Origin of the sequence: Solirhodobacter olei (assembly GCF_004010155.1) — a bacterium.
Classification (GTDB): Bacteria; Pseudomonadota; Alphaproteobacteria; order Rhodobacterales; family Rhodobacteraceae; genus Solirhodobacter; species Solirhodobacter olei.
Window position 1 is genome coordinate 1 of record NZ_RRYH01000099.1, and the last position, 492, is coordinate 492.

Here is a 492-nt window from a genome sequence, read left to right on the forward strand (position 1 = left end):
CGGAAGCACTGGCTCTGGCGCGCCGTCGATGCCAGGGGCGATACGTTGGAAATCCTCGTGCAGAGTCGTCGGAATGCCAGTGCGGCCAAGCGTTTCCTGAGCAAGCTGATGCGCCGCTGGGGATCGCCGCGTGTGCTGGTCACCGACAAGCTGCCCAGCTACGGCGCGGCCCGACGCGCACTTTGCCCTAGCGCCGATCACCGTGCCCACAAAGGGTTGAACAATCGGGCCGAGGCATCTCACCGGCACACCCGACGGCGAGAGAAAATCATGGGCCGGTTCAAGTCCCCCGGCCAAGCGCAGCGCTTCCTTTCCGTCCTCGACCAGACCGCCGCCCTCTTTCGCCCCAGGCGCCACCGTCTCACCGCAGCATCCTATCGCCACACCCGCGCTGATGCCTTCAGCCTCTGGGCCGACTTCGCGGCGGGGATCACGGCCTGAACCAAGTGGCCGGGGACCATCTCAAACCCATCCAGGCAAGTTGACAAAGCC

Annotated in this window: 1 protein-coding gene; it reads left to right on the forward strand. The window is 65.7% G+C overall.

What is annotated here, in order from left to right:
- The coding region (locus tag EIP85_RS22625) for a DDE-type integrase/transposase/recombinase (protein WP_164871875.1) at positions 1-441 on the forward strand (441 nt) is incomplete at its 5' end.
- Positions 442-492 lie beyond the last annotated feature (51 nt).